A 26,859-nucleotide genomic window follows, 5' to 3' on the forward strand; every position below is an offset into this window, starting at 1 on the left:
CGCGCGGCTTGTGAAACACACGGTGGGGGGGGCGCCGGTTATGCAGGGCCGGGGGGGGTGGTTGGGGGAGACCGGGGGCCGCGCGCTCCGCCTGGTGCGCACTCCCGCGGTCAGCCGTAGAGGGCTACGACTTCAGGAACAGCCGGGTGACGTCGATGTAGCTGGACTCGGTGCTGTAACGGGCACCGCCGACGTTCGAGCCGTAGAGCTGGAACTGCTTGGTGTACCAGAGCGGCGCGGCCGGGTTGACCTCTTCGAGGATGTAGTGCTGCGCCTCCTGCCAGGTCGCCAGCGCCTCGGTCGGCTCCTGGGTCAGGGCCTTCTCGATCAGCTCCTGGACCTTCGGGTCGTCGATGTGCGAGTAGTTCGGCGAACCGTCGCCGATCAGCGAACCGTCGTAGACCGGGGTGACGACGGTGGCCGGGGACGGCCAGTCCTGGCCCCAGCCGGAGATGTAGATGTCGTACGCGTTGTCGATCTTGCCGATCTGCTCGTAGTAGCTCGCGGCGTCGACCTCCTTCGCGACGATGTCGAAGCCGACCTTGGTCAGCGCGTCCTCGATGGCGACCTTGCGCTTCTGGCCCTGCTCGCTGTTGGAGTAGGCGAAGACGAGCTTCTTCTCGGCCGCCGGGACGTCAGCGAGCAGCTCTTCGGCCTTCTCGATGTTGCCCTGCGGCGTCTTCAGACGGCCGTAGGGGTCGTAGTCCGCCTCGTAGCCCGGCAGGGTCGGCGCGAACAGGTTCGGGGCGACCTCGCCACCGTAGGCGCCACCCTCACCGGCGATCAGCGAGTTGGAGTTCACCGCGTAGGTGATGGCGTCCCGGACGTTCTTGTTCTTGACCCGGTCCAGGTTGAAGTTCAGCACCTGCACGTAGGGCTGGTAGCCCTGGATCGTGCGCTTGTTGACCTCGGCGTCGCTGACGACCTTCTGGACCTGGGTGGACTCGACGCCACCGGTCAGCTGGATGGCGTTCTTGGCGTCGCCCTGGTCGGCGATCAGACGCTGGGTCTGGGTCGACTCGGTGATGCCGAACTGGATGTCGAGGCCATCGAGGTACTGGTGGCGCACGGAGTCGGTGTTCGGGTCCCACTGGTCGTTCTTGACCAGCGTGAGGGACTTACCGATCTTGTAGTCGGCGATCTTGTACGGGCCGAGGGAGACCGGAGCCTTGTCGTACTGCTCCTTGGTGTCGGTCTCCTCCGGGACGATGGAGTAGCCCGGCATGGCGAGCGTCTGCGGCAGGTCGGGACGCGCCGTGTCGAAGTGGAAGACGACGGTCTTGTCGTCCGGCGTCTCCAGGACGCTGTCCGGCAGGTGCTTGTCGCCGTAGCCGCCGTCGGGCAGCTCCTTCTTGTACTCGTCGCCGCTCAGCCAGGTCTGGACGTAGTACGGACCCTCGATGATGAAGTCGGAGTAGGTGCGCTCGATGGTGTGGCGGACGTCGGCGGAGGTGATCTCCTTGCCGTTCTCGTCCTTGATGCCGTCCTTGAGCGTGAACGTCCAGGTCTTGCCGCCGTCGGACGACGTGCCCGAGTCGGTGGCGAGGTCGCCGACGACCGAGACACCGCCCTTGCCGTCCTCCTCGAAGTTGGTCAGCCCGCGGAAGAGCAGGTTGGCGACCTGGCCGGCGTCCGAGACATAGATCTGGCCCGGGTCCAGGTGGGACAGGCCCGACTCCTGGTAGACGGTGAGGGTGCCGCCGGACTGGGCACCGGGGACCTCCTCGGCGGGGCCGGTGGAGGCGGCGGCGTCGGCGTAGGTGACCGCCGACGACTGGGCCGCGGCGTCTTCCTGGTCCTGGTCGGAGGTCGCGCCTTCGGAGCCCGTGTTCTCCGAGCAGCCCGTGAGCGCGAGCGAGCCGACCGCGAGCGCGACGACTATCGCGCGTGCTCTGCGCGAGGTGAACGTCTTCATAGCGGTGAATGCACCTACTTGTCGGTTGTTATCCATGAGTACTGCCTGACGCGGCTGGTAGGCCGACGCGGGGGCGGCAGCCACCCCCCACCAACGGACGCTTCACCGACCGGACTTGGGGTCGAAGGCATCCCGTACGGAGTCCCCGAGGAGGTTGAAGCACAGGATGAAGATCACCAGTGCCACACCGGGGAAGAACATGAACGCCGGATCCGTCTCCGCGTACTTCGCGCCGGCGGCGAACAGCCGGCCCCAGTCCGGAGTCGGCTCGACGAAGCCCACACCGGCGAAGGAGAGGAAGGCGATGGTGAGGATCGTGCTCGGCAGCTGGTACGTGAACTGCACCAGGATCGGCGAGACGATGTTCGGCAGGATCTCCTTGCGAACGATGCGCAGGGGTGAGGCACCGGACACCTTGGCGGCCTCCACGAACTCCCGCTCGCGCAGTGACAGCACGGTCGAGCGGACCAGCCGGGCCATGCCCATCCAGCCGAGGAGCCACAGCACGATCAGGATGGCCAGCGCCCGGAAGTAGGTGGGGGTCTCCTCCTGGGGGTCCACGAAGAACGCGGTCACCACCGGCATGAAGGCGATGAAGAACAGCTGGCTCGGGAACGAGAGGAAGAAGTCGGTGACGCGGCCGATCCAGTAGTCGGTACGGCCGCCGAAGTAGCCGCCGATCAGACCGAGGGTGACACCGGTGATCATCAGCAGGGTGGTCACACCCAGCGCCATGAACAGCGACGTGCGCATGCCATAGACGAGCATGGCGAAGAGGTCGCGGCCGTACTGCGGCTCGACACCGAACCAGTGGGTCCCCGAGACCCCGCCGAAGTATCCGAGCGGCAGGCCGAAGGCGTCCAGCACGGGCCGGTCGGAGTAGGTGGGGTCCTGCCCGTAGAGCGTGTACGGGTTGGTGCCGCTGATGCTGGTGAGGACCGGCGCCAGCAGCGCGATCACGAAGTAGAAAATCACTACACCCGCGCACAGCATCCCGGTACGGTCACGCTTGAAGCGCTGCCACATCAGCTGCCCGGGGGAACGCCCCTCAAGCTTCTTCTCGCCCGGGGCGACCGGGGAGGTCGTTTCGAGCTCAGGGTCCAAGGCGACCGCGGACCCCGAGCCCTCGGCCTTGGTTGGACTGGTCATGTGTGTTCTTCCCCCGGGGGGTTGGAGAGCTGAGCGCAGCACAGATACCGGCAGGTTCTGTGGTTTGGGGGAACTTTCGCCAAGTGCATCAACGCGCGTCAAGGGCGGAAGGCATAGGGATCTCCCTACCGTGCATATTTTGAGCAAAAATTGCGAGGATCGACACCTGCGCGCGCTTGACATGTGAGACGACAAACCGGCGAAATGGACATCTAGGGACGATTTTTTGGTTTACATGTCCGAAACTTGATCGCTGGCTCACCGATATCCGAACAGTGCTTTAAGGGTCGCGGGGGGCGATCCGGGGCGCGCGGAAACAGGGGCCGCGCTCGGCATCCGAAGCGTCCCCCCGGGGGAGCGTACGGCTCGGTTACGGACCTCGCGAGGGAACGCCGAATAACCCGGCCCCCCGCGGACGGAGGACCGGGTTGTCGTCCCGGTACGGGGCGTGACGAGTGGGTCAGCCGTGCTTGGCCCGGCTCGCGGCGCGGGCCCGCCCCCGCTGGTCCAGGTTCACCTTGCGAATGCGAACGGACTCCGGGGTCACCTCGACACACTCGTCGTCCCGGCAGAACTCCAGCGACTGCTCCAGCGACAGCCTGCGCGGCGGGACGATCGACTCGGTCACATCGGCCGTGGAGGACCGCATGTTGGTGAGCTTCTTCTCCTTGGTGATGTTGACGTCCATGTCGTCGGCGCGCGAGTTCTCACCGACGATCATGCCCTCGTACACCTCGGTGCCGGGGTCCACGAAGAGCACTCCGCGCTCCTGGAGGTTCGTCATCGCGAACGCGGTGACCGCCCCGGCCCGGTCGGCCACCAGCGAGCCGTTGTTACGGGTCTGGAGCGGGCCGAACCAGGGCTCGAAGCCCTCGTGGATGGAGTGCCCGATGCCCGTGCCCCGGGTCTGGGTCAGAAATTCTGTCCGGAATCCGATCAGTCCGCGCGAGGGCACCACGAACTCCATCCGGACCCAGCCCGAGCCATGGTTGGACATGTTGTCCATCCGGCCCTTGCGGACGCCCATCAGCTGGGTGACCGCGCCCATGTGCTCCTCCGGCACATCGACCGTCATCCGCTCGACCGGCTCGTACACCTTGCCGTCGACGTCCTTGGTGACCACCTGGGGCTTGCCGACGGTCAGCTCGTAGCCCTCGCGGCGCATGGTCTCCACCAGGATGGCCAGCGCCAGCTCGCCGCGGCCCTGCACCTCCCAGGCGTCCGGCCGCTCGGAGTCCAGCACCCGCAGGCTGACATTGCCGATCAGCTCACGGTCGAGGCGGTCCTTGACCTGGCGGGCGGTCACCTTGCGGTCCTTGACCACCGCCTTGTTCTCGGCGCCCTTGCCGGTGCCGCCCCGGCCGACCAGCGGCGAGGTGTTGGTGCCGATCACCATCGAGATGGCGGGCTCGTCCACCGTGATCAGCGGCAGCGGGATCGGGTTCTCGGTGTCCGCGAGGGTCTCGCCGATCATGATGTCCGGGATACCGGCGACCGCGCAGATGTCACCCGGGCCGGCCTTCTCGGCGGGCTTGCGGGTGAGCGCCTCGGTCATCATCAGCTCGGAGATACGGACATTGGCGACCGTGCCGTCCCGCTTGATCCAGGCCACGGTCTGGCCCTTGCGCAGCTCGCCCTGTTCGACCCGCAGCAGCGCGATCCGGCCGAGGAAGTTGTCCGCGTCCAGGTTGGTCACATGGGCCTGGAGCGGGGCCTCCTCGTCGTAGACCGGCGCCGGGATGTGCTCCAGGATGGTGGAGAAGAACGGCTCCAGGCTGTCGCTGTCGGCCGGGACCGTGCCGTTGTCCGGCTTGGTCAGCGAGGCGATGCCGTCCCGGCCGCAGGCGTAGACGATCGGGAACTCGATCTGCTCCTCGTCGGCGTCCAGGTCGAGGAAGAGGTCGTACGTCTCATTGACCACCTCGTCGATACGGGCGTCGGGGCGGTCCGTCTTGTTGATACAGAGGATCACCGGCAGCCGGGCCTGGAGCGCCTTGCGGAGCACGAAGCGGGTCTGCGGCAGCGGGCCCTCGGAGGCGTCGACGAGGAGCACCACACCGTCGACCATCGACAGCCCGCGCTCGACCTCGCCGCCGAAGTCGGCGTGGCCGGGGGTGTCGATGATGTTGATCGTGATGACGTCGCCGCCGGCCTTCGGGTGGTACTTGACCGCCGTGTTCTTGGCGAGGATCGTGATGCCCTTCTCACGCTCCAGGTCGTTCGAGTCCATGACCCGGTCGTCGACCGACTCCAGCTGGTGCGCGGCGAAGGCGCCGGCCTGCTTGAGCATGGCGTCGACGATGGTCGTCTTGCCGTGGTCGACGTGGGCGACGATGGCGACGTTGCGGATGTCGTGGCGCGTGGCCATATTGCGGCGTACTCCCGGAGTGTGAGGACGGCCTGCGTCTACGTCTGTGTCACGCGGGCCATGCCGGGCTTGACATGCCACGGCCTCACCCCATGGTACGGGCCCGCCGCCGCGGGGGCTCACCGGGCGGGTCGGCGCAGGTGGGAGCCGCCTTAGGGGGTCCGAGGCGCTTTTTTTGGGGGCCGAGGCGTCTTTGGGGGCGGGGCGTCTTTGGGGCCGAGGTGTCTTTGGGTGCGGGGCGTCTTTGGGTGCGGGGCGTCTTTGGGGGGCGAGGCGTCTTGGGGGGGCGGGGGTCTTGGGGGGGCGGGAGTCTTGGGGGGGCGGGAGTCTTGGGGGGGACGGGGATCTTGGGGGTCCCGTGGAGTCATGGGGCGGCTGAGCCGACGCAAAGGGGCGCGGGGAACTGCGCGACCAGCCACAGTCCACCCGCGCCCGAACGACTTCCGCAGCCGCCCAGAACCTGATCCTGCCCAGAACCCGGTCCTGCCCAGGGCCCTACTCCCCCTTGCCGGAGTCCTTCCCCTTCTTCTTCAGGAACCCCATGTCCTGATACACCGGCGTCTCGAACCCGAAGGCCCCGGCGTTGGCCAGATCCTTCCGCGCCGCCACCAGCTGGGGCCGCTGGTACAGCGGGATCGACCCCGCCGCCGCCCAGATCCGCGCGTCCGCCTTGCGGATGAGGGAATGGGTCTCGCCCTCGTTCAGCGTCGAGATCGCCTGGTCGAACAGCTGGTCGACCTGGTCCGTGCCGACCCGTGTGTAGTTCTGCTCGACGTTCAGCGACCCGTCGGCCGCCGGGACCGGCTTGGCGTAGATCGGCCGGGCGTCGGTCGCGGGGTAGGCGGAGGCGGGCCAGGAGTAGAGCGCGAGGTCGTAGTCGCCGGAGGCGATGTGGTCCTTGAAGTAGCTCTCGTCGTCGACCTTCTTCGTCTCGGTGGGGATACCGACCTCGTCCAGCATCTTGGAGATACGTTCCGCCACCGCCCGCAGCGTCTCCGAGCCCTTGCCCGACGGCACCACGAACCGCAGCTTCATCGGCTTGCCGTCCTTGGTCACCGGCCCGGCCGGGACCTCCGCCGGAGCCGCGGTGCCCTTGGGCGCGTACGCCCCCGGCGCCCCGCCCTGCTTCAGCTGGTCGCCGACGTACTGCTTGCCGTCCTGCGCCAGATTCGCGCCGTCGTGCGTGTCGTGCCGCGTCGCGTCATCGGCGGCCCCGCCTTCGGCGCCGCTCTCGGCGTTCGCGGCGTTCTGCGCGGAGTCGCTCCGCGCCTTGCCGTCCTCGCCGACGATGTACGCGCCGTCCTCCCCGCCCTGCGACTCGTCCTCGGCCTCCGACTCCGAGCCGTCCTTGGACTCCTCGCCCTTCGACCCGGCCGCCTTTTCGCCCTTGCCCTTCGGCGCCCCCGGCACCCACCCGGCGTCCGCGAGCAGCGCCCGCGCCTCCTTGGTGTCCTGGTCGCCCAGGGCCCCGCTGTTGTCGGCGTAGGCGGCCTGGCCGGACAGCGCCAGATGGCTGCCGACCGGCTTCGTGGGCAGGCCCAGCGGCTTGAGGACCAGCTTCGCCAGTTTCTCGCGGTCCAGCGCGCGGGCCACCGCCCGGCGCACCCGTTCGTCGGCCAGCGGGCCCTCCTCGCCGTTCAGCGCGAGCTGGGTGTACGCGGGCTCCAGCGAGCGGCGGACCTCGAAGCCGCTGAGCGCCCGCTCCTCGGCGGTCAGCGCCCGCACCGGCGTCTTGCCGGCGCCGTCCTTGCCGGACCCATCCTTCTCGCCCTCGGCCCCCGCCGCGCCCTTCGGCGGCGCCGGCTCGATCTTGCGGGCCCCCGGCGCGTCGACCTCCGCGAGGTCGACCCTGCCCTCGGCCAGCGCGGTCGTCCGCTCGTCGCGCGGCACCGCCCGCAGCACGATCTGGGAGAGCTTGGTCGGCTCGCCCCACCAGCGCGGATTGCGCGCCAGCGTGATCTCGTCGGCCTTGCGGTCGATCTTCTTGACGGCGAACGGCCCGGCGGTGACCTTGAGCTTGGTGCGCGCCCCGTCGTTGAAGGAGTCCGGGGTGCCCATGACCTCCTTCGGGTACAGCGGGGAGAACAGCGAGCGCCAGTCCGCGTAGGGCTTGGCGAAGGTGACCCGGACCTCCAGGTCGTTCTTGCCCCGCTCGATCCGCGCGATCCGGTCGTACCCGGCGTTGCGGGCGGTCCAGTAGGAGCTGTTCTTGCCGTTCAGGGCCCGCCACTGGGCGGCGAAGTCGGCGGCGCCGATCTCCCGCCCGTCGCTCCAGACCGCCTGCTGGTGGAGCTTGTAGAGCACGACCTGGCGCGGTTCGGTCTTGACGACCTTGGCGGACTCCAGGAAGTCGGCGTTGACCTGCGGGCGGCCGTTGGCGTCCAGCCGGAACATCGAGGGCAGCACGGCCTGCGCGACCTTGGTGGTGGTGGCGTCGGCGTCGGACTGGAAGGCGTTGAGCGTCTCCGGTACGGCGTCCACCGCCCAGCGCAGCGTGCCGGTGTCGGCGACCTGGTCCCGGGCGGCCGGGGCGATGTCCTGACCGGCCAGCGGCTTGCCGGAGGGGTCGTCCGAGCCGCAGCCGGACAGGGCCGTCACCGCGAGGGCTCCCGCGGTGAGAAAGACGACCGAGCGCAGCACCGCGCGCGGACCGACGGGGTGGGACATCTCTGCTTACCTCCGGGGAACCGCGGGAGTTATGGTCATGAGTGGCCGGGAATTTACGTATATGGAGTTGATCGGATGATTTCTCCATATACGGCCACTGAAGAGGAAAGGGTTCGGCAACGCGGGGCGACACGGCGCCGACGCGCGGGAATGTCACCCGGGCGGCCCAGCCGCCGGGGCTGCACACCCGTACGCCTCGGCCAATCGGTGCACGTCCCTTCCCAGCGGCCGGTGTGACGCGCGACACTCGCAGGCGCATGAACGTCGCCGTCCACGCCGGCCCGGAGCCGCGTTCCGACGGAGATTCCGACGGAAATGAGGTCACGTGATGTCCGTGCACGACGAACTGACGTCGATCCAGAAGTGCCTCGACGACATGGCCCGGTCGGTCCGGCGCCTGGAGCAGCAGATGGGCGAGGGGCTCGATGTCCGCCGCGTCCGTACCGACTGCGAACACCTGCGCGAGAGCGTCGCGCTGCTGCGGGCGGCGGCGGCCACGCCCGCCGCGCCGCGCCGCCCGGAACTGGTCACCATCCCCGACACGCCCTACGACAACAGCCTGTGGGTGGACACGGACGACGAGGGCCTCGGCGCTCGCGACCGGCGTGCGCCCTGAGACCGCCGGGCGGCCGGGGAACCGGCCGCCCGCTCGGCGGCCCAGCCCCCGAACCCCGACCGGAGTCATCCGTTGGCAACTGGTACGGAACGCCCAGCCACCCGACCCGATCCGCGAGGCGGCGTCCGCGGTGCCTCCCGCGCCGCGATCGCCGCCTCCCATCTGCGCACCGACCGCTGGTGGCTCGCGCCGGCCGCCACCGCCGCCGGGCTGCTCGCCTTCATCGCGTACTCGACCTGGCGGGCCTTCTCCAACGCCCACTACTACGCGGCCCCGTACGTCTCGCCCTTCTACTCCCCCTGTCTGGCGGAGAACTGCGAGCCCATGCGCGGCGGGCCCAACTGGGAGATCTTCGGGAGCTGGTGGGGCCTGTCACCGGCCATCCTGATCCTGATCTTCCCACTCGGCTTCCGGCTGACCTGCTACTACTACCGCAAGGCGTACTACCGCGGCTTCTGGGCCTCCCCGCCCGCCTGCGCGGTCGCCGAACCGCACCGGACGTACACGGGCGAGACCCGCTTCCCGCTGATCCTCCAGAACATCCACCGGTACTTCTTCTACGCCGCCCTGCTGGTCGCCGGGATCCTCACCTGGGACACCGCGCTGAGCTTCCGCAACGAGCACTACGAGTGGGGCCACATGGGTGTGGGCACCCTGGTCTTCCTCGTCAACATCGTGCTGATCTGGGCGTACACCCTCTCCTGCCACTCCTGCCGGCACATCGTCGGCGGCAAGCTCAAGCACTTCTCCCGGCATCCGGTGCGCTACCGCATGTGGCAGTGGGTCGGGAAGCTGAACGCCCGCCACATGCAGCTCGCCTGGGCCTCGCTGGTGAGCGTGGCGCTCGCCGACTTCTACGTGTACCTGGTGGCGTCCGGCGCCTTCGACGATCCGGCCCTCTTCTAGCAGCTAGCAAAGGTGTTTCTGATGTCCGTGGTCGATCGGCAGGAGTGGGACGTCGTCGTGGTCGGGGCCGGGGGTGCCGGGCTGCGGGCGGCGATCGAGGCGCGCGAGCGGGGCGCCCGTACGGCCGTGATCTGCAAGTCGCTGTTCGGCAAGGCGCACACCGTGATGGCGGAGGGCGGGATCGCCGCCGCGATGGCCAACGCCAACGAGCACGACACCTGGCAGACGCACTTCCGCGACACCCTGCGCGGCGGGAAGTTCCTCAACCAGTGGCGGATGGCCGAGCTGCACGCCCAGGAGGCCCCGGACCGGGTGTGGGAGCTGGAGACCTGGGGCGCGCTGTTCGACCGGACGAAGGACGGCCGGATCTCGCAGCGCAACTTCGGCGGGCACGAGTATCCACGGCTCGCGCACGTCGGCGACCGCACCGGCCTGGAGCTGATCCGCACCCTCCAGCAGCGCACGGTCGCCCTCCAGCAGGAGGACCACCGCGCGACCGGCGACTACGAGTCCGGGCTGAAGGTGTTCCAGGAGTGCACGGTCACCCGCATCCTGAAGGACGAGGACGGCCGGGTCGCGGGGGTCTTCGCCTACGACCGCGAGAGCGGCCGTTTCTTCGTCCTGGAGGCGCCGGCCGTGGTGATCGCGACCGGCGGCATCGGCAAGTCCTTCAAGGTGACGTCGAACTCGTGGGAGTACACCGGCGACGGCCACGCGCTCGCGCTGCTGGCCGGGGCGCCGCTGCTGAACATGGAGTTCGTGCAGTTCCATCCGACCGGCATGGTCTGGCCGCCGTCCGTGAAGGGCATCCTGGTCACCGAGTCGGTGCGCGGCGACGGCGGGGTGCTGCGCAACTCCGAGGGCAAGCGGTTCATGTTCGACTACGTCCCGGACGTCTTCAAGGAGAAGTACGCCGAGACCGAGTCCGAGGCCGACCGCTGGTACGACGACCCGGAGAAGAACCGGCGCCCGCCCGAACTGCTCCCCCGCGACGAGGTCGCCCGCGCGATCAACTCCGAGGTCAAGGAGGGCCGGGGCTCCCCGCACGGCGGGGTCTTCCTCGATGTCTCCACCCGGATGCCCGCCGAGGTGATCAAACGCCGGCTGCCGTCGATGTACCACCAGTTCAAGGAGCTGGCGGACGTGGACATCACGGCCGAGGCCATGGAGGTCGGTCCCACCTGCCACTACGTGATGGGCGGCATCGCCGTCGAGTCCGACACGGCGGCGGCGCGCGGGGTGCCGGGGCTGTACGCGGCCGGTGAGGTGGCGGGCGGCATGCACGGCTCCAACCGCCTGGGCGGCAATTCCCTGTCCGACCTGCTGGTCTTCGGCCGCCGGGCGGGCTGGCACGCCGCCGAGCACGCGGCCGGGGCGGGGGCGCGTCCCCGGGCGCCGGAGAGCGCGGTGGACGCGGCGGCGGCCGAGGCGCTGCGCCCGTTCTCCGCCGAGGAGGCCGGGGGCGCGGGGCCGCCGGAGAACCCGTACACCCTGCACCAGGAGCTTCAGCAGACCATGAACGACCTGGTGGGCATCATCCGCCGCGAGGGCGAGATGGAGCAGGCCCTGGCGAAACTGGCCGAGCTGCGGGTACGGGCCCGCCGGGCCGGGGTCGAGGGGCACCGCCAGTTCAACCCGGGCTGGCACCTCGCCCTGGACCTGCGGAACATGCTGCTGGTCAGCGAGTGCGTGGCGCGGGCCGCGCTGGAGCGCACCGAGTCGCGCGGCGGCCACACCCGCGAGGACCACCCGGAGATGGACCGCCGCTGGCGCGACGTCAATCTGCTCTGCGCGCTCGGCGACCCTGAAGGCGGACTCGCCGCCACCGGCCCCGAGCGCGGCCAGATCGCGCTCACCCGGGAGAACACCGACCCCATCCGCCCGGACCTGCTCGCCCTGTTCGACAAGGAGGAGCTGGTCAAGTACCTGCCCGAAGAGGAGCTGTACGAGTGAGCGGCTACGAGGCCCGTTTCAAGGTGTGGCGCGGCGACACCGGGGGCGGCGGCCTGGAGGACTTCAAGGTCGAGGTCAACGACGGCGAGGTGGTGCTCGACATCATCCACCGCCTCCAGGCCACCCAGGCCCCCGATCTGGCGGTGCGCTGGAACTGCAAGGCGGGCAAGTGCGGCTCGTGCTCGGCGGAGATCAACGGGCGCCCCCGGCTGCTGTGCATGACCCGGATGTCGGTCTTCGCACGCGACGAGACCGTCACCGTCACCCCGCTGCGCGCCTTCCCCGTCATCCGTGACCTGGTCACCGACGTCGGCTTCAACTACACCAAGGCCCGCGAGGTCCCCGCCTTCGTCCCGCCGGAGGATCTCGGGCCGGGCGAGTACCGGATGTTCCAGGAGGACGTGGACCGCTCGCAGGAGTTCCGCAAGTGCATCGAGTGCTTCCTGTGCCAGGACACCTGCCATGTGGTGCGCGACCACGAGGAGAACAAGCGGGCGTTCGCGGGCCCGCGCTTCCTGATGCGGGTCGCCGAGCTGGACATGCATCCGCTGGACGCCGCCGCGGAGAGCGGCCTGGACCGCAAGACCTCCGCCCAGGACGAGCACGGCCTGGGCTACTGCAACATCACCAAGTGCTGCACGGAGGTCTGCCCCGAAGGCATCAAGATCACCGACAACGCGCTGATCCCGCTGAAGGAACGGGCGGTCGACCGCAAGTACGACCCGCTGGTGTGGCTGGGCTCGAAGATCAGGAGGCGCTCCACCTCGTAGCCGGGTGACCGGACGACCGGGTATCCGGGCGAGCGGGTATCCGGGCGAGCGGGTATCCGGGCGAGCGGGTATCCGGGTGCCACACCCCGCTCGCGGAGCCGTATTCCTCCCCCTACGCTCCGAAATGTGACGCGCTCCCTGATCCGGGGCAGGCCCAGGCGGGCCAAGGCCCACATATCCGCGCGCCTGGCCCAGTCGGTGGTCGGCATCGTGATAGCGGTGCTGTGGCTGGGCCTGGCGCTCCACGGAACGCGCGACCAGGCCCCGGCCACCCCCGGCGCGGGCCCGGCCGCCCAGCAGGACGGCACGTCGGCGGCCGATCTCGCCCTGCCGCTGGTGGTGGCGGTGGGGGCGGTGGTCGCGGGCACGTACGGCTATCTCCGCCGCACCCACCGCAGGACGGGCCGTACGACACCGGCGGCGCCCGGGTCCGCCCCGTCCCTTCTCCCCCAACTGGACGAGCGTTCGAGGGCGTTGCTGGTGGCGGCCGACGACAGCGTCCGCGCCAGCCGCGAGGAACTGGACTTCGCCGCCGCCGGCTGGGACGAGCGGACCGCCGCCCCCTTCCGGCACGCCCTGCGCCACGCCGAGACGGAACTGTCGGCGGCCTTCGCGATCCGTGAGCGGTACGACGAGGGCGTACCGGAGGAGGACAGCGCCCGGCGTCAGGCGCTCACCGGGATCGCCGGGCGGTGCGAGGAGGCGGGCCGGCTGCTGGACGCGCAGGCGCCCCGCCCTGGACGCGGCCCGCCGCCTGGAGAGCGACCTGGCCCCGGCGCTGGCGCGGGCGGAGACCCGTTTCCGCGACCTGACGGCCCGGGTCGCCCCGGCGGAGCGGACCCTCACGGACCTCGCCCGCCGCCACGGGCCCGGGGCGCCGGCCCCCGTCACCGGTTTCGTCGAGCAGGCCAGGGACCGGCTGGTCTTCGCCGCCCTGCGCCTCAACCAGTCCCACCAGCGCTCCGACCTGGGCGAACCCGACCCGGCGGCGGCCGAGCTGCGCGCCGCCGAGGGGGCGGTGTCCCAGGCGGCGGTCCTGCTGGACGCGGTGACGGGCCTGGCGCGGGACCTCACCGCCGCCGACACCCTGCTCCCGGCCGCGCTGACCGAGGCGGAGACGGAGGGCGACGCGGCCCTGACCGCCGTACGGAAGGACCTGGCGTCGGAGACCCCGTACGATCCGCTGACCCTCCTGCGCCGGACCCTCGTCTCCGCGAACGGCCGGTCCGGAGCCCTGGCGGCAGCGGCCTCGCTGCTGGCCCGCAGCACGACGGAGACGGCGGACGCATACATCACCACCCACCGCGCGGCCGTCTCGGCGACCCCCCGCACCCATCTGGCAACGGCCTTCCGCCTCCTCACCACCAACCCCGCCGAAGCCGACACCAAGGCCCGCCTGTCCCGCGACCTCGCCGAACAGGACGTCCGCACCCATGGCAACCCGTACGCGGACGAATCCGCCCACGCGGCGGGGGTGGCGGGGGCGATCCTGGGCGGCATCCTCCTGGACCAGGAGGAGCAAGCCGGCCCACCACCGAGCTACGGCGGCCCCGGAACGAGGGCGCGAAGGGTTTCCTAGGCGGGAGGGAAACGCCGCCGTCGGTCTGGCGGGCAAGGGGAACCCCGCGACATTGGGGACGCGGGCACGCCATGTCTCCCAGGGGCGCGGGGAACTGCGCAGTCTTTTGGGCGGGGGCAACGCCGGGACTCCGGGAGCGTGGGGAAGCGGCGCAGGCTTTCAGGGGCGCGGGGCGCGACCAGCCACGACGAGAGCCGCGCCCGGCACACGACCGAACCGCCCGCCGCTAAAACAGACTCAGCAACGCCTCCGCCGGATCCGTCAGCCCACCCTCCCCGTCCGGCAGGGGCAGCTCGAACCACACCGTCTTCCCCCGAGGCGTCCGGCGCGAGCCCCACGCAGCGGAGAGCAGCCCGACCAGCTGAAGCCCCCGCCCCCCCTCGTCCGTGTCCCGCGCCCGCCGCCGCCGAGGCTGCACCAGCCCGGAGTCCCACACCTCGCACACCAGCGTGCGATCGAGCAGCAACCGGAGCCGGATCTCCCCCTCCCCGTACCGCAGCGCGTTCGTCACCAACTCGCTCACCAGCAACTCGGTGGTGTCGACCAGCGGTTCCAGATCCCAGCTCAGCAACTGCCCGCGCGCGTACTCCCGCGCGCGCCCCACACTGCGCGGCTCGCGCGGCAGCGTCCAGTCGCCGACGGACTCGGCGGGCAGCCCCTGGACGCGGGCCATGAGCAGGGCGATGTCGTCCTCACCGTGATGGGTGTCGAGCGTGGTCAGGACGTGATCGCAGACGTCCTCCAGGGGACGCGAGGGATCCGTGAGCGCGCCGACGAACGCTTGCAGCCCCTCGTCCAGCGGATGGTGCCGGGACTCGACCAGACCGTCCGTGTAGAGCGCGAGCAGCGCACCCTCGGGGAGTTCGACCTCGACCTCCTCGAAAGGTTCACCGCCGACGCCGAGCGGCATGCCGGGCGGCACGTCGAGCATCAGCGCGCTCTCGCCGGGTTCGACGAGGACCGGCGGCAGATGGCCCGCGTTGGCGAAGGTGCAGCGCCGGGTGACGGAGTCGTAGACGGCGTAGACGCAGGTCGCGAGGTACACCTCGGACAGGTCGGCCTCGCGGGGGCGGCGGGCCGCGCGGGTGGCCTGCTGGATGCCCCCGGGGGTGCCGAGGCCACGCGCGATCTCGTCCAGCTGGGAGAGCACCTCGGCGGGTTCGAGATCGAGCTGGGCCAGCGTGCGTACGGCGGTGCGCAGTTCGCCCATGGCGACGGCGGCGCGCAGACCGCGGCCCATGACGTCGCCGACGACCAGCGCGGTGCGGTGGCCGGGCAGTTCGATGACGTCGAACCAGTCGCCGCCGACCTCGCTGGGGCGGCCGGTGGAGGCGTTGCCGGGGCGGTAGCGGCAGGCGATGTCGAGGCCGGAGGCGACCGGGTCGCCGGGCGGCAGCAGGGACCGTTGCAGTATCAGCGCGCGCTCGTGCTCACGGCGGTACAGGCGCGCGTTGTCGATACAGACCGCGGCGCGCGCGGCGAGTTCGACGGCGAGGTCCCGGTCCCGGTCGCCGAACGGCTCGCTGCCCTTCGTACGGGAGAACTGGGCCAGTCCCACGACGGTGTCGTGGGCGACCATCGGCACGGCGAGGGTGCACTGCACCAGGCCGCCCTCCTCCGCCGGGACGTACCGGGTGCGGGCGGCGCGCAGGGCGTCGGCGTGCGGCGAGTTGAAGGCGAAGTGGTGGACCGCGCCGACCTGGACGGGGGCGGTCGTCCCGGCGAAGGGCAGGTCGGCGACGGCACTGGCGTAGGCGACGCGGCGCAGTTCGGCGCTGCCGTCGGCGAGGCCGGGCGGGGTCTCGTCGCCGGCCAGCAGGCCCTGGTAGAGGTCGACGCTGGCGAGGTCGCAGAAGCCGGGGACGGCGACGTCGAGGAGTTCGCGGGCGGTGGTCTCCAGGTCGAGGGAGTTGCCGATGCGGGCACCGGCCTCGTTGAGCAGGGCGAGATTGCGGCGGGCGGCGGCGGCCTCGCGGGCGGCGGCGCGGCGGGCGGTGATGTCGATGCCGAGCCAGGCGATGCCGATGGGGCGGCCGGTGCCGCTGTGCACCCGGTAGAGATTGACGGACCAGTGGCGGCGGTCCTCGGAGCCGGGGACGTACCCGGTGATGTGCATGTCGGTGATGGCCTCGCCGCTCTCCAGCACCCGGCGCAGGGTGGCCAGCACCCGGTCGGCCTCGGAGCGGGGCAGATAGTCGTGCACGCTCCGGCCGCGGTGGTCGTCGGGGACGCCGCCGAACACGGAGGCGAAGCGGGTGTTGGCGCGGCGCACCTTGAGGTCGGTGTCGATCAGCACGAACCCGAACGGAGATTGGCCGAAAATCGACTGCGAGGCGGCGAGGTCGGTCTCGATCCGGCGCAGTACGCGGACGTCGATGACGATGCACACGGCGGCCTTCTCGCCGCTCTCGGCCCGGGTCGGCATCACGTACACCTCGGCCAGCCCGTCCTCGCCCGGGGTGCCGTCCAGGTGCCGGGGTGTCCGGAACGGCACGACCCCGGTCCACTCCCGTCCGTCGAGGATCTCGGCCATCTTGTGCTGGCCGCGCTCGCGCAGATCGGGGTCGACGAAGGCGTCGATGGGGTCCATGCCGATGGCCCGTTCGGCGGGGATGCCGAAGAGCTGCTCGGCGCGCAGGCTCCACTGGTCGACCAGTCCGTCGGGGCCGATGGAGAAGGAGGCGACCTTGATGTAGTCGTAGAGCGATCCGGGCGGGCTGCTCTGCCACAGGGCGTCGCCGGGCCGCGCCTCGCCCAGGGCGAGAACGCCGTCCGCCGAGCGGGCCGATGCCGGTACGGCAATGCGCCTCGCTCGGCCCGACGGGTCCTCGGACTCCGTGGCCTTCGCTGGTATCTCGCTCACGCGAACCGTCCCCTCCAGCTCACCGCGCCCGGCACCGGTCACCGGGTGGCGGCTGCCCGCAGTATCCAGCACTACGGGGCCGTACAACACGGTGTTCACGATCACAGCACGGGCCGGGTGCATTTCGGCCCGCGCTGCGAGAACACAATCAGTCTTCTAACCAGCGGACACACCGTCGAACCACACGCGGGGGCAACCTCCGGTGGCCTGAACCACGGACGGGACAGCGGCACCTCGCCTGTACACCCGATTCACCCCGGTACCGCCAGTTCGAACCACACCGTCTTACCGCTGTCGTCGGGCCGTGTGCCCCATCGGTGGGCCGACGAGGCGACCAGAAGCAGACCCCGTCCGCTCTCGTCCTCGGGCTCGGGAGCGCGCTCGGTCGGCAGGTCCGGGAGCGGGTCGGAGACCTCCACGAGGAGCACCTCGGGCGCCCCCGGACGCCGCCGCAGCCGCAGTCCCACGGGGCCGTCCGCGTGCCGCAGCGCGTTGGTCACCAGCTCGCTGACCAGCAGTGCGGCGATATCACTGAGGCTCTCCAGGGACCAGCCATTGAGCTGCTCACGGACCCGGGCCCGCGCTGTGCGCACGGCTCCCGGGTCCGCGGGAAAGGTCCACTCCACACGCTCACCTTCGGTGTCGATCACACCGATCACTTCCCAGACCCCGAGCCCACGGTTGTCCGATTTCATGGGGTTAATAGGCACATACCCGGCATTTAGGGGGGTGTATCGCCGTCGAATCTGAGACTCGGGTAAGGAAACGGTCAGGCGCACCGAGGCACCCAGGGCGTACACAGCGCGTGACCCGGGGGGTGGCGTGGGAATTGTGCGCCGGGGGGTGCGCCGGGAACCGGCCATCTACGCGCGGGCGGCGCGGGTTGGGGTGGGTCGAGACGCGGGTGCGGTGGGGGTGGGGGCGCGGGTGCGGTGGGGCTGCGGGTACGGCGGGGGTGGGTGGCTGCGGATGGGGGTGGGTGCGGGTGCGGCACGGGAGGGTGCAGGTGCGGTACGAGTCCGGGTGCGGGTATGGATACGGGTCAACCGCGATGTACGTCGGCGACTCCCCCGGCGACGGCCTCGCGGACCGCCGGGACGTCCTGGTCCAGCCAGTCGACGTCCCAGATCTCGTCGGGCTCCAGCCAACGCAGGGCGTCATGGTCCTGGAGGGGTCGCGGGGCCGGGGAGTCCGGCAGGAGTCGGGCCGTCCAGACCTGGAGGACGTACGGGGGTCTCAGGGGCCACTCACCGGGGACCCGGGCCACCGGCAGGGCGATCACGCCGAGTTCCTCGCGCAGTTCGCGGACCAGGGCCGCCTCGGGGCGCTCGCCGGGCTCGACCTTGCCGCCGGGCAGTTCCCATCGGCCGGCCAGTTCGGGCGGGGCGCTGCGGCGGGCGGCGAGCAGCCGGACGCCGTCGAACAGGGCGGCTCCCACCACCACGGTGTGTTCGGTCATGCGCCGGAGCCTAGCCCGAGCGCGTGCGACACCCTCCGGGCACGGTTCGCCGACGGGTGCGCACAGCCGACCGGGCGCTACGTCAGGCGGCGCGCTTCACGGGCCGGGTGTCGCGCCGGTCAGCCCCTTCGCCCCTCGGGCGCCGCACCAATCGACGCCTCGACAGCCGGGCGGGTCACCGGCAGGGCGCCTCACCCATCAGGCGCTCCAACGCCCGGACACCTCACCCATCAGGCGCCTCACCGAACCGGTCACTCATCAGCCGGACACTTCGTCAGCCGGGCACCTGCCTCGCCGGAGGGGCTCCCCGCCGGTCGAGCCGAGCGCCGGTCAAGCGCCTCGCCGGTCAGGCGGACCGGCACTCGCGGGCGTCGGTCCGGCGGGGCGTCAGTCCGGCGGGCCGTTCGTGCCGTCGATGCACTCCACGAAATAGAGCTGCTTGTGGCCCCGGCTGTCGAGGCTGTCGGCTATGCCCTGGGCCTCGGCGCGGGTGGCGTATCTCCCCACGCGGTAGCGGTTGCCGTTGTCGTCCTGCCGTATCACGAGCCAGGGAAGTATGACCGTGCTGTCGTTCATCGCGCCCCACCGCCCCTTTGTGCCCCGACGCATCTGGTCCCCACCCGCGCCCTCGGCCGAACCCCACCCGATAAGGAAACCGCAATCCGCATATGCCCGAGCCTACGCCTTACCTTCACGCAGCGAATACGGCTTTTCACAAAGAGGCACGCAACCAGCCAGGACACAGGGGGCGCACGCCGCCGAACGCGCCCTCCGCACACTCCCGTGCATCCCTTGCCCGCGGGCGCTCGACCCGCCCCGTCCACCTGCGCGAACACCGGGCCCCCACGGCCCGTGGGTCACCCCGGGACGGGCCGTCACCGCAGGCGGTCTTGCGCGACGGCGCGCGCTGGGTCATGAGGAGCGCACCCGGACACGGGGAGCGCGCCACCGGGGAGGGCGCGCCGTTTCACCACCCGGGCGCCGGGCCCCGCTAACGCACCGGCAAGTGGTACGCCACGCGGTAGCGGTCCGCCGGGATCACCACGTCCGCCGTCTCCACCGGCAGCCCGGAGGCGTAGAACGTGCGCTGCACGACGATCACCACATGGCCGGGAACACCCCCGAGGGCGAGCAGTTCCTCCGCCAGTCCGGGACGGGCGCCGACCTCCTCCGTCACGTTGTCCACGACGACGTCGATCGCGGCCATCCGCTCCACCACGCCCATCCCGCCCAGCGGGCCCTCCTCGGGCAGCATCACGGGCGTCCGGCCGGTGACGGAGAGGGGTTCCCAGGAGGTGGAGAGCATCATTGGCTCACCGGCCTCCCGGAACACGTACCGGGTGCGCATCACCCGCTCCCCGGCCGGGATCCCGAGCCGCTCGGCGATGGCCCCGCCCGCCTCGGTCTGCGCGCTGCCCGATTCCCAGGTGCCGCGCGCCCCGGCGTCGGCCTGCTCCTGACGGAAGGGCGTGGCCCCGCTGCCGCTGCGGTACCCGGAGCGGGCGATGCGGCGGGGCACCGGCCGCTCCCGGACGTAGGTCCCGGACCCGGAGCGGCCCTCGACCAGGCCCTCGGCCATCAGCACCTTGCGCGCCTCCAGCGCGACCGTGTCCGAGACGCCGTACTCCTCGCGGATGCGGGCCTGGGACGGGAGGCGGGTGTGCGGCGGCAGCTGACCGTCGACGATCTTCTTGCGGAGATCACCCGCGACGCGCAGGTACGCCGGCTGCTCACCGAATGTCACTGGCCGCTCCCATCAGGTTGTACAGACAGCAACAGCGTCGCAACCGTGGGTTGTACGGTGCAAGCAAAGGCCAGAGAATCACTCGATGTGATGACGCCGCGCCGGGGGCTGCTTTACGCAGGCACTTTCTCCCCGTTATCGCCGCGCTCACACGTCGAGTTCGCCCGTGCCTCCGCTGCTGACCCCGGTGCCGCCCGAGTCCGAGTCGTCCAGGTCGTACGACGGCGGGGTCGTGGCCAGTCCCAGAGCCTCGCGCGCGGTGACCGTGCGCTCGGGGTCGGTCAGCTCGAAGCCCTTGTCCATGTGCTCGTAGAAGGTGTCGACGTCGTCCGTCCCGGCGGCCATCGCCCAGGAACTCCGCGCCTCGCGCAGATCCGCCAGCAGGTCCGCGACCGGCCGCTCGGCATCGGCGGGCCAGGTGTGCCCTTCGAGGGTCGCGATCTGCTCGGCGAGCGCCGAGTCGACCCGCCACGCCCACTGCTGATGCCCCGGCAGATCGTCCTCGACGTACTCCTCGGGGGCCGTGTCGATCGCCTCGTTCTGGATCCGCTCGGCCGTGAGGTAGATCACCTGGCCCTCGTCCAGGGTGGTCTCGTCGGCGCGCAGTGAGCCGGTGAGCTTGCCGTCGACCTCGGCGTGGCCGAAGAAGCAGGTGATCTCCCGGTCGCCGAGACTCCAGCTGGTGCCGGTCGGGACGAGGTAGTACACATCCACGTGGTCCGGCACGGCCCAGTCGTCCATGGCGTAGTCGACCTCAAGCGCGTAGCAGCGCTCGTCGGCCAGCTCCGCGACCCGGGTGTCGCCGGGGAAGGCCCCGTCGGGCAGGGTGACGGTGCCGAGCACCTCGCCCTGGTGCCGCGCCGCGCAGGGCACCTCCTCGACGTCGTACATCACTCCCTCGGAGTTGCCGGTGGGGGTGTTGAAGCAGGTGCCCTTGTCGACGGACAGCCCGCTGCTCTGGAGCACGTTGTCCTGGACGTCGTCCCACAGGTCGGAGGACGCGCCCGTGGTGAAGAACAGCGTGGTCAGCAGCAGGCCCACCGTCGAGAGGGCCGCGCCGGTGATCGCCATGCCCTTGCCGCGCTCGCCCGTGCGGCGGATCTGGGCCAGCGCCACCAGACCGAGCACCAGGCCGACGGCGGGCACCAGGCACAGGATGCCGAGCACCAGCGCGGCGACGGCGAGCGCGTTGACCGTGGGGCGCTGGGGCGGGTACGGCACCCACGGCTGCTGGGGATACGGGCCCGGCGGCGGATACGGGCCCGGCGGCGGGTGGGAGCCGGGCGGCGGCTGAGGGCCTGCGGGCGGCGGGGGTATGGACACAGGTGCCGTGCTCCTGGCTGGGACGACTCGGGGGGTTCCGCGACGGGACGCGCGGGTCCGGGCATCGTATGCGGCGGGAACACACGGACGGAATGTGATTACGGGGAGGGCGAGGAGAGGGCGAGGAGAGGGTGATTCGGGCGGCGAGGGCGGAAGTCAGGGGGCCGAGGGGAACTGCGCATGCCTCGTCCGCGCGGCGGGGCGGGGGCCCCGCGCCCGCCGCCAGGTCGAGGGTGTGAGGTGGGTGGGGTGTGGCAGTCGGACCCCGTCAAAGATTGCGCGGGGATGGCCGACGAACTGGAGCGCCCACGCGTCGATGCGTCCGGTGTCGACGGCCGCGTTGTCGCTGACCCGCAGCAGCCAGGTGCCGCCCGCGACTTCGGCGGAGGCGTTCACCGCGTACGTGGTGTCGATGTTGTCCGCGCTGCCGCCGGTGCCGTACGCCTTGAGGGTGTACGCGGTGCCGTCCGGGGCGATCAGCTGAATCTGGAGGTCACCGATGTAGGTGTGCACGATGTGCACCTCGACGGCCAGCGCGGCGGGCGCGTTGCCGCTGACGCCGGAGACGGTCACCGGGGAGTCGACGGTGGTGTTGTCGGCGATCGCGTAGTCACCGGTGTTCTCGAACCGCGGTCCGGGCGGGTTCGGGGCGTCGCTGCCGACGTACAGCAGCCGGTTCGGGGAGCCGGTGCCGGGGCTGGTGACGACGTTGGGCGTGGCGGCGGTGGTCAGCGCCGCGGAGACCTGGGCCGGGGTGGCCGTCGGGTTGGCCGCCAGGTGGAGCGCCGCCGCTCCGGCCACGTGCGGGCTCGCCATCGAGGTGCCGTTGATGGTGTTGGTGGCCGTGTCGCTGGTGTTCCAGGCCGAGGTGATCGTCGAGCCCGGGGCGAACAGGTCCAGGATCGTGCCGTAGTTGGAGTAGCCGGCCTTGGCGTCGGTGGAGGTGGTGGCGCCGACGGTGATGGCCTCGGCGACCCGGGCGGGCGAGCGGGTGGAGGCGTCGGTCGACTCGTTGCCGGCCGCGACGGCGAAGGTGACGCCGGAGGCGACGGCGTTGCGCACAGCCGTGTCGAGCACGCTGTCGGCGGCGCCACCGAGGGACAGGTTGGCCACGGCGGGCTTGACGGCGTTCTGGGCGACCCAGTCGATACCGGCGACGACCTGGGCGGTCGTACCCGACCCGGCGTTGTTCAGGACGCGCACGCCGACGATGTTCGCCTGCTTGGCGACGCCGTGGGCGGTGCCCGCGGCGGTGCCGGCGACATGGGTGCCGTGGCCGTGGCCGTCCTGGGCGATGTTGTCGTTGTCGATGGCGTCGTAGCCATAGCCGGCCCGGCCGCCGAAGTCGCTGTGGGTGATGCGGACGCCGGTGTCGATGACGTAGACGGTGACGCCCGCTCCGGCCGTGTCCGGGTAGGTGTAGGAGCTGTTCAGCGGGAGATTGCGCTGGTCGATGCGGTCCAGGCCCCAGGAGGGCGGGTTGGGCTGGGTCGCCTCGATGCTGAAGGTGCGGTCCTGGACCACGGAGACGACGGCCGGGTCGGCGGCGAGGCGCTTGGCCTCGGCCTCGGTGGCCTCGATCGCGTAGCCGTTGAGGGCCTTCTTGTACGTGCGCTCGATGCTCGCGCCGTACTTGTCGGTGATGGCCTTGCCGGCGGCGGTGCCCGCGCGGGCGTGGTCGGCCTTGAGGGTGACGATGAAACTGCCGGCGACGGCGTTCGCCGCGCCCTCGTACTGGATGTGCCCTTCGGCGGCGGGGGCCGCGCCCGCGGGGAGGGCGGAGACGAGACCGGCGGCCAGGGCCGCCGAGGCGAACACGCTGATCGCCGTCAGTCTTCGCCGGGCGGAGCGGGTCGCGGGGCGGTCCGTGCCGGGTGCCGTGCCGTGGTCCGTGCCGTGGGGAGTACGCATCACTGCCATCCGAGGGATCCTCCTCATCGGTGGTGCGCCGGGATGTGGGGGGTGCCGCGGCACGCGAACCCATGAAGGGCAGGCCTGAATGACAGGTCCATGTCAATCCAGAGGGCGTGCCGGTGTCTCAGCCGAAACACTGCTGCCTCCACAGAAAATGCACAAGGGGCCCCGCACGGACGTAACACCCATGCCACGCGCCCGACATGACACACCCACAGCACGGCGCCGGCCGGGGATCGCTGTCCCCCCACCCGCACGCCGTGCTGTGCCGCGGCCCCGCCGCCGACCCCGGGACCGGCTCACCCCAGCCGGAACGGATCCCGCTTCTCCCCCGTCAGCTCGATCCACACCGCCTTGGTCTCCGTGTACTCGCGCACCGCGTCCAGGCCGCTCTCCCGGCCCCAGCCGCTCGCGCCGGTCCCGCCGAAGGGGACGTTCGGGGCGACCACCCGGTAGGAGTTGACCCAGACGTTCCCGGCGCGGACGGCGTGGGCGACGCGGTGGGCGCGGCGGACGTCGTTGGTCCACACCCCGGCGCCGAGACCGAAGTCGGTGGCGTTGGCGAGGGCCACCGCCTCGTCCTCGGTGTCGAAGGCCAGCACGGACAGCACCGGACCGAAGATCTCCTGCCGGGCCACCTCCATGCCGGGGGTGACCTCGGTGAGGACGGTCGGCTCGTAGAAGAGGCCGCCGAGGTCCGGGGCGGGGCGCCCGCCGGTGAGGACGCGGGCCCCCTCCGCCACCGCCCGTTCGACGAAGCCGGTGACGGTCCGGAACTGGGCGGGGTTGGCCAGCGGGCCCATCTCGGTGCCGGGGGCGGTGGGGTCGCCCAGGACGATCCGGCGGGTGCGGTCCACGACCCGCTCCAGCAGGGCGTCGTGCACCTCCCGGTGGACCACCAGCCGGGAACCGGCCACACAGGTCTGCCCGGTGGCGGCGAAGATCCCGGCGATGACCCCGCTGGCCGCCGCGTCGAGGTCGGCGTCGGGGAACACCAGCTGGGCGGACTTGCCGCCGAGTTCGAGGGTGGTGCGGGCGAAGTGGGCGGCGGCGCTCTGGGCGACCTTGACCCCGACGGCGGGCGACCCGGTGAACGCCACGTGCCGCACACCGGGGTGTTCCACCAGGGCCCGGCCCAGCTCGGCCCGCTGTCCGGTGACGACGTTGAAGACGCCCGGCGGGAAACCGGCCTCGTCGACCAGCCGGGCGAACTCCAGCGCGGAGACGGGGGTGTGCTCGCTCGGCTTGACCACCAGCGTGCAGCCGGCCGCGAGCAGCGGGGCCAGCTTCCACATCAGCAGCATCAGCGGGGAGTTCCAGGGCACGATCGCGCCGACCACGCCGACCGGCTCGTGCCGGGTGTAGACCATGAAGTTCGGCCGGTCGGAGGGGATGACCTCGCCCTGGAGCTTGTCGGCGACGCCCGCGAAGTAGCGCAGCCAGGCCGGGAGGTACTCCGTCTGACCACGCATCTCGCGCAGCAGCTTGCCGTTGTCGCGGGTCTCGATCTCCGCCAGCGCCCCGGCGTCGCGCTCCAGCAGATCGGCGAGGCGGTGCATCAGCCGGGCCCGCTCGAAGCCCGAGGTGCGCCCCCACTCCCCGTACTGGGCGCGCTCGGCGGCCCGGACCGCCGCGTCCACATCGGCCGCCCCGGCATCCGGGACGCTGGCCCAGGCCAGGCCCGTATAGGGATCGGCCGTCTCGAAACGGTCCCCGGAGACGGCCTCCCGCCACTCGCCGCCGATCCACATCCGGCAGTGGGTCAGGGCGGCGGTCTCACCGGTGTCCTTACCGCTCATGAAGGGTCCTTCAGCTTGGGGTTGTTGCGGTGCGACTGGGAGTCGCGCACGGCGGGCAGCGGGCCGGACGCGGCGAAGTAGCGCTGGCCCGCGACCAGCAGTTCCTCCGCCGGGAAGCGGGTGATGACCTCGCAGCCGTCGGCGGTGACCACCAGTTCCTCCTCGATCCGGGCGGCCGACCAGCCGTCCTTGGCGGGCCAGTAGGTCTCCAGCGCGAAGACCATGCCCTCCTTCAGCTCCTCGGGGTGGTCCAGCGAGGTCAGCCGGGAGAAGATCGGCTTCTCCCAGACCGACAGGCCGACCCCGTGGCCGTACTGGAGGGCGAAGGCGGCCTCCTCGTCGGCGAAGCCGAAGCTCTCCGCGCGCGGCCACAGCGAGACGATGTCGGCGGTGGTGGCGCCGGGTCTCACGGCGGCCAGCGACTCGTCCATGATCTCCCGCGCGATCTTGTACGCGTCGTTCATGGCGGGGGAGGCGCTGCCGACCGCGAAAGTGCGGTAGTAGCAGGTGCGGTAGCCCATGTAGCTGTGCACGATGTCGAAGAACGCGGGGTCGCCGGGGCGCAGCATCCGGTCCGAGTACAGATGCGGATGCGGGTTGCAGCGCTCGCCGGAGATCGCGTTGATGCCCTCGACGAACTCCGAGCCGCCGTCGTACAGCACCTTGCTGACCAGGCCGACGGTCTCGTTCTCCTTCACGCCGGGGCGCAGGAACGCGTACAGCTCCTCGTACGCCATGTCCGCCAGGGCGCAGGCGTGGGTGAGCAGGGAGATCTCGTCGCGGGTCTTGACCCGGCGGGCCTCCAGGAACACCTGCTGGCCGTCGGCGATGTCCAGACCGGCGGCGGTCAGCGCCCGGTGCACGGGCAGTTCCACGAAGTCGACGCCGACCGGCTCCTTCTCCAGCCCGTGCTTGCGCAGCTCCTCCAGCACCCGCTCGGCCACGCTCTCGGCCCGTCCGGCGTCGGGGTGGATGGCGCCGCGCAGGGTGGAGATCCCGGCGTACGAGCGTGAGGTGCCGGGCACGGGGGTGCGCACGCCGGTCACCGGGTCGGTCTCCTCGTCGCCGAGCCAGGGGTTGTACAGCTGGTGGTGCCGGGCGGCGGAGCCGAAGTCCCAGATCACCGGCTCGGCGCCGCGCACCAGGAGCGCGAACCGCACCAGCTTGTCCGTGCCCCAGGTGCCGATGTGGGTGGCGGTCATGTAGCGGATGTTGGCGAAGTCGAACGCCAGCAGCGCGCCGAAGCTGGACGCCTCCAGCTGCGCACGCAACCGGGCGAGCCGCTCCCGACGCAGCCGGTCGATGTCGATCCGGGCCTCCCAGTCGACGTTGGTGGTGCCGTAGGTGGGGATTCCCATGGGGGTTCCTTTCGGGTTGTTGGGGGGCTGGGGCGGGGTCTCGGGGGCGGGGCCTTTCCGGTGGCGGGGCCTTTCGGGTGGCGTGGGGGTTCGGGTGGCGTGGGGGTTCGGGGGCGGGGTCCGGCCCGGTCCCATTCGTGCGGGTTTCCCTGCCGGGGGCTTGGTCGGGAGGGCTGGGGCTTGGTCGGGGGGCGAGGCTCGGTCGGGGGGTGAGCTTGGCCGGGAGGGGCGGGCTTGGCTGGGAGGGGCGGGCTTGGCCGGGAGGGGCGGGCTTGGCCGGGGGCATTTCCGTACCTCGGGGCGGGATCGGCCTAGAGGACTTTCCGTGCCGGGGGCTTTCTCTCCCGGAGGGTGTAGCCCGGCCGGGGGCCTTTCCCTTTTGGGGGCGGGCCAGGCCGGGGGGCCGCTCCGGGTCGGGGGCCCGTCGCGGAGTGTGGGGCCGTCCAGGGTCAAGGAGCCCTCCCGGCTCGGGAGCC

General features: G+C 71.2%; 18 protein-coding genes. 5 read left to right on the top strand and 13 right to left on the bottom strand.

The features are described 5' to 3' along the window. Positions 1-124 precede the first annotated feature (124 nt). The 4 genes from ACFXAZ_RS10960 to ACFXAZ_RS10975 form a co-directional block, all read right to left on the bottom strand. The gene (locus tag ACFXAZ_RS10960; protein WP_384587649.1) at positions 125-1,915 is read right to left on the bottom strand and encodes an ABC transporter substrate-binding protein; all 1,791 of its coding nucleotides are present in this window, start codon (positions 1,913-1,915) and stop codon (positions 125-127) included. Between the two features lie 102 nt (positions 1,916-2,017). Continuing rightward, positions 2,018-3,064, bottom strand: a complete 1,047-nt coding sequence (locus tag ACFXAZ_RS10965) for an ABC transporter permease (RefSeq protein WP_384587652.1) — start codon at positions 3,062-3,064, stop codon at positions 2,018-2,020. Positions 3,065-3,524: 460 nt separating this feature from the next. Next, entirely contained in the window at positions 3,525-5,432 is a 1,908-nt protein-coding gene (gene typA, locus ACFXAZ_RS10970; RefSeq protein ID WP_384587655.1) for a translational GTPase TypA, read from the bottom strand. A gap of 495 nt (positions 5,433-5,927) precedes the next feature. Then, entirely contained in the window at positions 5,928-8,099 is a 2,172-nt protein-coding gene (locus ACFXAZ_RS10975) for an ABC transporter family substrate-binding protein (RefSeq protein WP_384587658.1), read from the bottom strand. Positions 8,100-8,427: 328 nt separating this feature from the next. On the opposite strand from ACFXAZ_RS10975, the gene ACFXAZ_RS10980 reads away from it, so the two are divergent. The 5 genes from ACFXAZ_RS10980 to ACFXAZ_RS11000 all read left to right on the top strand — a co-directional run bounded on the left by ACFXAZ_RS10980 (position 8,428) and on the right by ACFXAZ_RS11000 (position 13,923). After that, the gene (locus ACFXAZ_RS10980) at positions 8,428-8,715 is read left to right on the top strand and encodes a hypothetical protein (protein ID WP_384587662.1); all 288 of its coding nucleotides are present in this window, start codon (positions 8,428-8,430) and stop codon (positions 8,713-8,715) included. 72 nt (positions 8,716-8,787) lie between these two features. Then, on the top strand, positions 8,788-9,621 hold the full coding sequence (locus tag ACFXAZ_RS10985) for a hypothetical protein (protein ID WP_384587665.1): 834 nt from the start codon (positions 8,788-8,790) through the stop codon (positions 9,619-9,621). Between the two features lie 21 nt (positions 9,622-9,642). Then, complete coding sequence (locus tag ACFXAZ_RS10990; protein ID WP_384587668.1) at positions 9,643-11,574, top strand: fumarate reductase/succinate dehydrogenase flavoprotein subunit; 1,932 nt, start codon at positions 9,643-9,645, stop codon at positions 11,572-11,574. Further along, positions 11,571-12,344 (top strand): succinate dehydrogenase/fumarate reductase iron-sulfur subunit, encoded by a 774-nt coding sequence (locus tag ACFXAZ_RS10995; RefSeq protein WP_384587671.1) that lies wholly within the window; start codon positions 11,571-11,573, stop codon positions 12,342-12,344. The genes ACFXAZ_RS10990 and ACFXAZ_RS10995 overlap by 4 nt, the downstream gene beginning before the upstream one ends. Positions 12,345-12,963: 619 nt before the next feature. Further along, positions 12,964-13,923 carry a hypothetical protein gene (locus ACFXAZ_RS11000; RefSeq protein ID WP_384587674.1) on the top strand — a complete coding sequence of 320 codons (960 nt, stop codon included), beginning with the start codon at positions 12,964-12,966 and terminating at the stop codon, positions 13,921-13,923. 226 nt (positions 13,924-14,149) lie between these two features. On the opposite strand, the gene ACFXAZ_RS11005 is transcribed toward ACFXAZ_RS11000, so the two are convergent. The 9 genes from ACFXAZ_RS11005 to ACFXAZ_RS11045 form a co-directional block, all read right to left on the bottom strand. Next, positions 14,150-16,786 carry a SpoIIE family protein phosphatase gene (locus ACFXAZ_RS11005; RefSeq protein WP_384587677.1) on the bottom strand — a complete coding sequence of 879 codons (2,637 nt, stop codon included), beginning with the start codon at positions 16,784-16,786 and terminating at the stop codon, positions 14,150-14,152. Positions 16,787-17,037: 251 nt separating this feature from the next. Next, positions 17,038-17,481 carry an ATP-binding protein gene (locus ACFXAZ_RS11010; protein WP_384587680.1) on the bottom strand — a complete coding sequence of 148 codons (444 nt, stop codon included), beginning with the start codon at positions 17,479-17,481 and terminating at the stop codon, positions 17,038-17,040. A gap of 347 nt (positions 17,482-17,828) precedes the next feature. Beyond that, positions 17,829-18,245, bottom strand: coding sequence for a (deoxy)nucleoside triphosphate pyrophosphohydrolase (locus tag ACFXAZ_RS11015; RefSeq protein ID WP_384587683.1), 417 nt, complete (start codon positions 18,243-18,245; stop codon positions 17,829-17,831). A 387-nt stretch (positions 18,246-18,632) separates the two neighbouring features. Beyond that, the gene (locus ACFXAZ_RS11020) at positions 18,633-18,821 is read right to left on the bottom strand and encodes an SPOR domain-containing protein (RefSeq protein ID WP_384587686.1); all 189 of its coding nucleotides are present in this window, start codon (positions 18,819-18,821) and stop codon (positions 18,633-18,635) included. 415 nt (positions 18,822-19,236) lie between these two features. Further along, complete coding sequence (locus tag ACFXAZ_RS11025) at positions 19,237-19,989, bottom strand: GntR family transcriptional regulator (protein WP_382684825.1); 753 nt, start codon at positions 19,987-19,989, stop codon at positions 19,237-19,239. A gap of 147 nt (positions 19,990-20,136) precedes the next feature. Continuing rightward, the gene (locus tag ACFXAZ_RS11030; protein WP_384587690.1) at positions 20,137-21,312 is read right to left on the bottom strand and encodes a DUF4190 domain-containing protein; all 1,176 of its coding nucleotides are present in this window, start codon (positions 21,310-21,312) and stop codon (positions 20,137-20,139) included. Positions 21,313-21,468: 156 nt separating this feature from the next. Next, entirely contained in the window at positions 21,469-23,223 is a 1,755-nt protein-coding gene (locus tag ACFXAZ_RS11035; RefSeq protein WP_384587737.1) for a S8 family serine peptidase, read from the bottom strand. Between the two features lie 302 nt (positions 23,224-23,525). Next, positions 23,526-25,025, bottom strand: coding sequence for an aldehyde dehydrogenase (locus ACFXAZ_RS11040; RefSeq protein ID WP_384587693.1), 1,500 nt, complete (start codon positions 25,023-25,025; stop codon positions 23,526-23,528). Further along, positions 25,022-26,383, bottom strand: a complete 1,362-nt coding sequence (locus tag ACFXAZ_RS11045) for a M24 family metallopeptidase (protein WP_384587696.1) — start codon at positions 26,381-26,383, stop codon at positions 25,022-25,024. The genes ACFXAZ_RS11040 and ACFXAZ_RS11045 overlap by 4 nt, the downstream gene beginning before the upstream one ends. Between the last annotated feature and the right edge of the window lie 476 nt (positions 26,384-26,859).

The sequence above is a fragment of the Streptomyces sp. NPDC059477 genome (assembly GCF_042749375.1).
Classification (GTDB): Bacteria; Actinomycetota; Actinomycetes; order Streptomycetales; family Streptomycetaceae; genus Streptomyces.

Coding starts and splice junctions, on each gene's coding strand:
- ACFXAZ_RS10960 (WP_384587649.1), bottom strand. CDS start 1,915: ATGAAGACGTTCACCTCGCGCAGAGCACGCGCGATAGTCGTCGCGCTC.
- ACFXAZ_RS10990 (WP_384587668.1), top strand. CDS start 9,643: ATGTCCGTGGTCGATCGGCAGGAGTGGGACGTCGTCGTGGTCGGGGCC.
- ACFXAZ_RS11015 (WP_384587683.1), bottom strand. CDS start 18,245: ATGACCGAACACACCGTGGTGGTGGGAGCCGCCCTGTTCGACGGCGTC.
- ACFXAZ_RS11040 (WP_384587693.1), bottom strand. CDS start 25,025: ATGAGCGGTAAGGACACCGGTGAGACCGCCGCCCTGACCCACTGCCGG.
- ACFXAZ_RS11035 (WP_384587737.1), bottom strand. CDS start 23,223: ATGCGTACTCCCCACGGCACGGACCACGGCACGGCACCCGGCACGGAC.
- ACFXAZ_RS10965 (WP_384587652.1), bottom strand. CDS start 3,064: ATGACCAGTCCAACCAAGGCCGAGGGCTCGGGGTCCGCGGTCGCCTTG.
- ACFXAZ_RS11020 (WP_384587686.1), bottom strand. CDS start 18,821: ATGAACGACAGCACGGTCATACTTCCCTGGCTCGTGATACGGCAGGAC.
- ACFXAZ_RS11010 (WP_384587680.1), bottom strand. CDS start 17,481: ATGAAATCGGACAACCGTGGGCTCGGGGTCTGGGAAGTGATCGGTGTG.
- ACFXAZ_RS11045 (WP_384587696.1), bottom strand. CDS start 26,383: ATGGGAATCCCCACCTACGGCACCACCAACGTCGACTGGGAGGCCCGG.
- typA (WP_384587655.1), bottom strand. CDS start 5,432: ATGGCCACGCGCCACGACATCCGCAACGTCGCCATCGTCGCCCACGTC.
- ACFXAZ_RS10980 (WP_384587662.1), top strand. CDS start 8,428: ATGTCCGTGCACGACGAACTGACGTCGATCCAGAAGTGCCTCGACGAC.
- ACFXAZ_RS10975 (WP_384587658.1), bottom strand. CDS start 8,099: ATGTCCCACCCCGTCGGTCCGCGCGCGGTGCTGCGCTCGGTCGTCTTT.